Source organism: Pleionea sediminis (assembly GCF_007570825.1).
GTDB classification, from domain to species: Bacteria; Pseudomonadota; Gammaproteobacteria; order Enterobacterales; family Kangiellaceae; genus Pleionea; species Pleionea sediminis.
Genome location: NZ_SUNB01000016.1, coordinates 1 through 7,105, shown reverse-complemented (window position 1 = coordinate 7,105; position 7,105 = coordinate 1). Strand labels below are relative to the sequence as shown.

Here is a 7,105-nt window from a genome sequence, read left to right as displayed (position 1 = left end):
GGCATAGTCTTGCATCGCCGACCATAAATTCGGATCTTTTTCGGGCATTGAGTTCACTTTTTTACAGGCATAAAAAAACCCGCCATGAAGACGGGTTTTGGGGATTCTGTTGAGCGGAAAACAAAAGCTGACTCACTTAAGATCGAACTATTCCACTATGTACTAAGATAATACTCTCTTGGTCGGACAAATGCAAACTTTTGAATAGTCTTTTAACACCAAATTAAACATCCTTATCTTTAGCTTGCTCTTTTAATCCTCTCTTAAGTCTATTAATAAATTTTTTAAAAAAATATACTTCGAGAAAGGTGTATAACAGCGCCCAAGCTAAAGTTGAGTAAAGAACATATTTAAACACTAGATTTCCATTTTCTCCTAAATCAAATCTGAGCAAATCACTGACAGCTCCCAGAAGGATAATAGTACATGGTATAAACCAAAAAACTTTATAGGCAAGCTTTCTTTTTGCCCTGTACGTGGAAATAAAAATATATAGGCCAAGAGCAATATTCAAATAATCTATCATGTCATCCGACATAAACTTGGTTCCTTAATCTTATTAACGCATTGTATAGCGCAGCTATAGTAGCTTTTTATTAGCTTTTTTAATATCTATAATATCTCAGCACTTTCAATTTGAATTAAAGGTAATTTTTGCCCTTTAGTGTTAACTCTGGAAATATCACGACCTTCTATTAAAAGTGCCTCACTTTCGCCAGAAGCATGGTCGACATCAACTCGGACAACTTTATCATTAAAATCAAAACCAATGTGTTTTGTTAACGTATGTCCTATCGCTATTTTCTGAGCTCCATATACCTCCAGAATCTTTTCGACGTGCTTTTCACTTGCTTTCTTACCCAGATTATAATGACTCATATCTTTTGCCAAGCCGCGATAAAATAATAAGCCTTTCGATCCGTGCAGAATATGGTCATCTATGTTTTTTATGTTGGTTCCTGATGTCACGAACGACTCTTTTGCTAAATTATCGATGAACTCTAAGGTTGGACGTTGAGTCAGTACTTCAGGAGATATACCACCGTGAACATATAGAATGTCGTTAATTTTTAATAAAGCTGGTTTAGTCCTCAGCCATCGGCCAAGTAACGTGTTTTCAGACCACAATTGGCGTTGTGTCATTCCGGTCGCACGATACGTACCAAAATACTTTTTGGCGACGGATTTTGTTCTGCCATCCAATAAATATCGCTCATGGTTTCCTAGAACATAGTGTAGGTGCCCCCCAGCATTTTTCGCCTCAGCCTCAAGTTTGTACAGTAACCAGAGTGTCGGCAAAACATTAGTACCGCGGTCTACCATATCGCCAATTAAAACCAAGTGCCCTTTGCCAAAGCTCCAGCGCAATGAACTGTCTATTACGCCATTGGCAATGAGCAATTTAGCTGCTGCGTCAAAGTTTCCTTCAATATCGGAAATAGCCAACACTTTTTCAGTTGTTGAATAGTTCAATTGTGAACGTGGATCAGATTGCCTCAATGGAACAGTAAACTGAGTTTTAGACTTATTGTCTACCGTTACTAGTAAGTCACCATCAACAGGAGATCTTGTTACTTTGTTAATTGTCTGTTTGAAACTTTCAACTCTGAGTGCTAACAGTTTACTCGATTCAACAAAAACATAAGGTCCGTCATGCATGACAGGAATATTTTGATATTCGAATATGAGCCATTCATCAGTACTTGCAGAGTAACCCAAATAACTTCCATCGCTAACTCTAATGCCAACTCCACTAAATCTGCTAATAACGACAAGCGATATAAAAAAGATAAGGGTTAATAAAACAGTAATCTTAAACATTCTTTTCAAACTAAAATTTCCTTTTCTTTAATTTCATGGGTAGAGCTGAATACATTAATCCATTCACCGAGCGAGGTAACATAACCTCTATTATCTAACATCGCCAGCAGTGATTGAGTGAAACGAGGCCCACCCCCTTCAAGGGCGTGCTGCTTTACATTGTTAGCAGCTCTCAACACAAGTGCGACTTGTTACAGTAAGTTGATTTTGTAAACTCATCGACATTCATTGCTATATTAGTAACAGAAGGAAACATATCTACGAGCTTTTTAACAATCGAACGAGACAAGTTAGCTTTCTGAGCTTCTGTTCCACCCTGCATTATGTGTGCAAAAACGTGAATGAAACAATCATCATTTTTGCCACCTACTAGGTAACACTCAAAATCCTGTACTCTTACTTTTATGTCGTCCTCTTCAAATAAGCCAGATTTTGTTGCCACAGAATGTACTTCTTTGATCAGCATCCTTTCGTCATGAATATCTAAGACATCTTTTGTGCAATGAATAATAAAATGTGGCATTTATCACGTCTCAATTATTTCTCAATTCTCAGCTAACGCCGCGCTAACCGGCGCATAATGCTTGGCTAAACTTTGCGAGATACAAGCACAGCCAAGCTTTTGTATCCGCCCTTTAAGCACCTTGTTATAAGCACTAATGCACATTAACCAGTTTTCCATTTTCGAAAGTGAAACTAGCAAATTCCGTGATAATTACATTTTCTTCTTCAACGATAAAACTGTCTGGATTTGCTTGCCTTAGAAGATGGAGAATATCCTTTTGGTTGTACTCTGACGCCCCTTTCACGATTAGCTCGCCTAAACTCTTTATTGATTTGTTGGCTTCATCGTATTCATAAGATAAGTAAGTATTCGTTACTCCTTGATCTATTAAGGCTATCAGCCAATACAAGTTGCTTGAAATTAATAGTAAAATTGAGACGAAGAAAGACATCTTCCATTTATTTTTAAACACGACATCCTCTATAGATATAACGCCAACCGTTGTTGCTCGGAACGGTGGAACGTCAACAACCGGCACCTGTTAGACATTAATTTTTCATTGTCATAGCTGATGGCGAACATGATACAGATGGGGCGAATAACCACACAGTGCCCTCTCCCTTCCCCACGGTAAAATCAAATGTATTAGTGTATCGTTTACCGGAAACAATACATTCCATCGTTCCAGTGTACCTTCCTTCCGCCAGCTCGATATACTGATTTTCCGACAACTTCGCTAGCCCTATTCCAGTAACAGATATTACTCGATCTTGGCTCGACGATGGATTATGTATTATTGCCTTCTGGCCAAACACAAAGCCACACGCGGAAAATAATAGAATAGATAATAATATCCTCAAAAGTAAATCTCCTTTATTTGACTAACATGATGTAATGAAACACACAACATTTTGCCAAAACACTTTGTTAACTGCAGTACCGTTCAACGTTTAACTTAAACCATTGCCACAATGGCTTGAAACAAATTCACAACTCTATCTTGAAGGACAAAAAGCGGACCACTGCGCGTTAAAATATCCCTGTTTATTTTTAAATCAAAAAATGACGCATCAAAATTAAAATGTTACAGTGGTTATAAAATCATACCAGAAAAAGTGCGGACCGAACAAGAACAAACTCTATCGTTAATCAATCTGAGAAATACGCTGATGACGACATGATACGAGAAGTTTAGAAGTTCTCGTATTTAAGTACACAAGCTTATCCACAGATAATGGGGATAAGTGTATTAGAATTGGTGAGGTTACAGCTTAGATATATTTATTTTTAACGCTATGCTAAACGGCTCAAAATAGCAAACTAGTTAGTGACGAAGGAATGCAAGCCTGCTATTGATTTAAGTGCTTATTAAATGCCACTTTTAACAGTTAAATATTTATTTTTACCCAAAGTTATGTAATAAAGCTGTAAAAATAAAGCCGAAATCCAATTACTCCCAAAAGAATTAAAAACTGTTAATTTGTTTGATTGAATATCTTTTACAGCAAACTCAGGGCTAGAACACCAATCAATAGTAAACCTGATATTTTGTGCATTATCAGGAATTGAATAAATAGCAATAGAGTTTGGCTTTACTTTACCTATCTCTTTATCATCGGCCCACAAATAGTAATCTCTGATTTTATCTTGATATTGTTTAGGTCGAGTTATTTCTATTTCCATCTGAAGCTCATGCATGATTCTCTATAGAAACCTAACGCTTACAACAGCCGACCAAACCCGAAACGAAGTGCACGGTTTTTGTTCGGCTGCTTGTTATTGTTAGTTTTATAGTTTCTTTACCGAGAAAAAAGCTCCGCCTTTTCCATCTTCTGTAAACGCCAATTCGAAATTGTACGTTTTGCCACAGCCAACTACTTCCCATTGCTCTTTAGACAGTTTTCTGCCTTCCGCCCCTTCAGGTGGCAAAGTTACAGTTGAATTGACACGGGTGATTTCTCTGCAACCATCTGCGGACATATACATCCTCAGCATATTGTAGGAATCATTGCGAAGCTTCTCATTTGTGTGTGTCACTCCAGAGAAATTAACATCGCTAGAGTAACTGGCTTTTGGATTGGTCGTTTTGCAGCCAACCATAACAAAAGCGGCAACAAGTACTAATAAACAATTTTTCATGAGCTATCCTTTATAAACTAACGCCTGGCGGGCAGGCAAAGCGCGTAGCGGCGACAACAGCCACTTGCTAGGTGGATTATTCACCACCGCTATCACCATTTTCTCCCGCTCCTACGCCTACATCATAATGTCTACCATCGTAGGTAGGATTGATCATATAAATAAGACTGACAGTTAACCCTCCAAAAAAAGGAATACACCAAATTGCCAAAAGCTGATAAATCTTTCTTAACTTGGTGTGACTAGAAGTTTTTATAGTTTTAATCGTTGCATAAATATTTACTGCTAAGCAAATCGCAACAACCAAAACAAAAAAATCATTCATGTCCATTAACCTAACACCTGTAACAGCGGCGAGCGTTAACGCGTCTAGCCCGAAGGGCGATGCTGCCTTGATTTGTTAGAACTTTCATGCAGAAGTACCCCAACCGCACAAATAATAGGATTCATTGCATATAAAGCACAGTAAAATATCATTCCACTCATTTTTTACAACATACTGCTCGCTCACCGCATTAAAGTCTACGTCAAAATCAAATGCCGGTGTCAAAGCTTTAAATCTTTTGATTTCAGAAATAAGCCATATTTTTTTACACGGCTCTAAAAATAAGTCTAATTTATAAGCATCCCGATTCGAGTCGCTGTCTCCCTCAAACATCACCATTACAGCGGCATCTATGAAACGCTCTACATCTTTGTGCTCGCTTCTTTCTGATATATAAAGCTCAACACTTGATTCATTGCGGTGATTTTGCCAAAAACGTTCAACCATAATTGTTCTAATTAACGCATGGCTCTGCGGCCCGAAACAACCACTTGTTATGTGTATGATTATACCGGCTTTGATTTTTAGCTTTTAAATTCTGCGATACACTCAAATGATTCATTGTATACCTCAAAAACCGGTTTAAATTTATGCTCTTTTAATATCGTAAAAATTTCATTTACTACTTCGTATATTTCACTTTCACTTCCGGCTACGGCGCCATTAAAACTATACCTGCCTTCATTGTTAAACAATGTACTGTCAAATTCAATTTTGTCACCATTAAGTTGAATCGACTGAGTCCCGTCATAATGTGACTTATTAACCACGATATTAACATTGTGATCAGACAACCTTCTTTTAAATATAGAAGCCAGCTTCTCCAAATTACTTCGAGAAGTGAAATATCCATAAACGTTGTTTGTATTAGGCATATTCATTTTCTTGGCTTCACATAACGCCCAGTTTTGCGGACCGAACGGAATGCGGTGGTTTGTGCCATACTGGCGAAGCCAGGAACAAACCGCCGCATGGAGTGAGGTTCCGGCAAAAACTGATTGTTATGTGTTGGATGCATATATGAATGACCCTAATGTTGCAAATAGCAGAGCAAACTCTAAACACGTTGACCACTTATAGCGATTTAACAAAACTAATGACTTTTCTGAATTGTCTTCACGTTTTAACAGCTGGCCAACATTGTGATCGCCAGTTAACCCAACAAGAGACCAAAGTGACTCCTTGCTGCTAAATATAGTTGGCTCTCCAATTTCAACCCAAACTTTATGATGCTGCTTTTTCAACTTATTGAGAACAACGTATTTAAATAAAAGGTGATTCCCAATGAATACTGCCAGCCATATATAGAGTAGATAATTTTGAATCATCAGTTTTTACACATAACGTTTCAAGCTGTGGCGGCCAAACGCGAATGCAATGAGCGGTTGGACGTCACGCAGCCTTATTTTGTTAGGTAAGCTTATCACTGTCACGCTTTAAGCTAAACCAAGAAAAGAAGGCCCCGGTTATACCTGTAATTCCAAATAATACAATTGTAGTAAATGCCTCGCCAATGTCGCCAACTTGATAGCTCGCAGCCTCTCCTCGACTAGGAATAATACTGACAAAGTAACCAAGCCCCATAGAAAGAACCAAGCCTACCAATATAAATACGGTAAGAGATACTTTTCGTGAGCTCTTTTCAAATACTTCCATAATTGGTGACAACACAATAAGGTAGAGCACAAAGGCAATTACCCACAAAAATATTGATATGAAGATAGTTTCTGCTAAAAACCCGTCCAATATCGAAGGTTTAAATCCATTTCTTGCATAGCCAAGAAAGAGAAACATTACTACAGACGCCAGGGCTCCTTGACTTGCTGACTTCAACACAACTTTTGCCTAACACTTAACTCTGATGACAGCACGCTTTTCGTGCTGTTCTTTTAGCTGTTTCTTGTTAGGTTTCAAAAATTCACAACCTCAATTTCTTCCGGCCAGTTTTGCTTAGCAAATACATTCACACATTTTCTAGACAATACAGTATTCGTTCCTTTAGTAGTAAAAGTGTAGCCATACACGACAGCAGGCTCATTTTCCTCTGTCGCGTTTAAGCCGTAAACTTCCCCCTCATCAGATAGAACTGTATAAGCCCCACCATAAACGTCTTGCCACTCTAAAGAATTGGATACTTCATCTAGATTATCGAACCTTTGAATCTGAGATACATGTTCATTGATTCGTTCGATTGCAAATATCATCGCTTCTAAACCTAACGCTCACAGCAGGTGAGCGTGTTTCGCTTCACTTGCCTGTTCTTGTTATGCATTGATTCCATCTTCATAGTGATAATGCTCTAAATGCGCCGAAGT

General features: G+C 38.1%; 13 protein-coding genes. All 13 read right to left on the bottom strand.

Going from position 1 to position 7,105, the window contains the following annotated elements:
• Positions 1–223: 223 nt before the first annotated feature.
• Positions 224–538, bottom strand: a complete 315-nt coding sequence (locus FAX86_RS21875; protein ID WP_144395632.1) for a hypothetical protein — start codon at positions 536–538, stop codon at positions 224–226.
• 74 nt (positions 539–612) lie between these two features.
• Positions 613–1,821, bottom strand: a complete 1,209-nt coding sequence (locus tag FAX86_RS21870) for a metallophosphoesterase (RefSeq protein ID WP_144395633.1) — start codon at positions 1,819–1,821, stop codon at positions 613–615.
• Between the two features lie 172 nt (positions 1,822–1,993).
• Positions 1,994–2,344 carry a 5-carboxymethyl-2-hydroxymuconate Delta-isomerase gene (locus tag FAX86_RS21865; RefSeq protein WP_144395631.1) on the bottom strand — a complete coding sequence of 117 codons (351 nt, stop codon included), beginning with the start codon at positions 2,342–2,344 and terminating at the stop codon, positions 1,994–1,996.
• A 133-nt stretch (positions 2,345–2,477) separates the two neighbouring features.
• Entirely contained in the window at positions 2,478–2,864 is a 387-nt protein-coding gene (locus tag FAX86_RS21860; RefSeq protein WP_144395630.1) for an Imm58 family immunity protein, read from the bottom strand.
• 10 nt (positions 2,865–2,874) lie between these two features.
• The gene (locus FAX86_RS21855; RefSeq protein WP_144395629.1) at positions 2,875–3,186 is read right to left on the bottom strand and encodes a hypothetical protein; all 312 of its coding nucleotides are present in this window, start codon (positions 3,184–3,186) and stop codon (positions 2,875–2,877) included.
• A 508-nt stretch (positions 3,187–3,694) separates the two neighbouring features.
• Entirely contained in the window at positions 3,695–4,009 is a 315-nt protein-coding gene (locus FAX86_RS21850; RefSeq protein WP_144395628.1) for a hypothetical protein, read from the bottom strand.
• Positions 4,010–4,114: 105 nt separating this feature from the next.
• Positions 4,115–4,465: a hypothetical protein gene (locus tag FAX86_RS21845; RefSeq protein ID WP_144395627.1), complete on the bottom strand. Its 351-nt coding sequence runs from the start codon at positions 4,463–4,465 to the stop codon at positions 4,115–4,117.
• A 76-nt stretch (positions 4,466–4,541) separates the two neighbouring features.
• On the bottom strand, positions 4,542–4,796 hold the full coding sequence (locus tag FAX86_RS21840) for a hypothetical protein (RefSeq protein ID WP_144395626.1): 255 nt from the start codon (positions 4,794–4,796) through the stop codon (positions 4,542–4,544).
• 78 nt (positions 4,797–4,874) lie between these two features.
• Entirely contained in the window at positions 4,875–5,237 is a 363-nt protein-coding gene (locus tag FAX86_RS21835; protein WP_144395625.1) for a hypothetical protein, read from the bottom strand.
• Between the two features lie 77 nt (positions 5,238–5,314).
• Positions 5,315–5,665, bottom strand: coding sequence for a hypothetical protein (locus FAX86_RS21830; RefSeq protein WP_144395624.1), 351 nt, complete (start codon positions 5,663–5,665; stop codon positions 5,315–5,317).
• Between the two features lie 126 nt (positions 5,666–5,791).
• The gene (locus tag FAX86_RS21825; protein WP_144395623.1) at positions 5,792–6,118 is read right to left on the bottom strand and encodes a hypothetical protein; all 327 of its coding nucleotides are present in this window, start codon (positions 6,116–6,118) and stop codon (positions 5,792–5,794) included.
• An 82-nt stretch (positions 6,119–6,200) separates the two neighbouring features.
• On the bottom strand, positions 6,201–6,626 hold the full coding sequence (locus FAX86_RS21820; RefSeq protein WP_144395622.1) for a hypothetical protein: 426 nt from the start codon (positions 6,624–6,626) through the stop codon (positions 6,201–6,203).
• A gap of 74 nt (positions 6,627–6,700) precedes the next feature.
• Positions 6,701–6,994, bottom strand: a complete 294-nt coding sequence (locus FAX86_RS21815; protein WP_144395621.1) for a hypothetical protein — start codon at positions 6,992–6,994, stop codon at positions 6,701–6,703.
• Between the last annotated feature and the right edge of the window lie 111 nt (positions 6,995–7,105).

Bases quoted from the DNA above. Each gene is read 5' to 3' on its own strand.
- FAX86_RS21875 (WP_144395632.1), bottom strand. From the start codon at position 538: ATGTCGGATGACATGATAGATTATTTGAATATTGCTCTTGGCCTATAT.
- FAX86_RS21870 (WP_144395633.1), bottom strand. From the start codon at position 1,821: ATGTTTAAGATTACTGTTTTATTAACCCTTATCTTTTTTATATCGCTT.
- FAX86_RS21865 (WP_144395631.1), bottom strand. From the start codon at position 2,344: ATGCCACATTTTATTATTCATTGCACAAAAGATGTCTTAGATATTCAT.
- FAX86_RS21850 (WP_144395628.1), bottom strand. From the start codon at position 4,009: ATGGAAATAGAAATAACTCGACCTAAACAATATCAAGATAAAATCAGA.
- FAX86_RS21845 (WP_144395627.1), bottom strand. From the start codon at position 4,465: ATGAAAAATTGTTTATTAGTACTTGTTGCCGCTTTTGTTATGGTTGGC.
- FAX86_RS21840 (WP_144395626.1), bottom strand. From the start codon at position 4,796: ATGGACATGAATGATTTTTTTGTTTTGGTTGTTGCGATTTGCTTAGCA.
- FAX86_RS21835 (WP_144395625.1), bottom strand. From the start codon at position 5,237: ATGGTTGAACGTTTTTGGCAAAATCACCGCAATGAATCAAGTGTTGAG.
- FAX86_RS21830 (WP_144395624.1), bottom strand. From the start codon at position 5,665: ATGCCTAATACAAACAACGTTTATGGATATTTCACTTCTCGAAGTAAT.
- FAX86_RS21825 (WP_144395623.1), bottom strand. From the start codon at position 6,118: ATGATTCAAAATTATCTACTCTATATATGGCTGGCAGTATTCATTGGG.
- FAX86_RS21815 (WP_144395621.1), bottom strand. From the start codon at position 6,994: ATGATATTTGCAATCGAACGAATCAATGAACATGTATCTCAGATTCAA.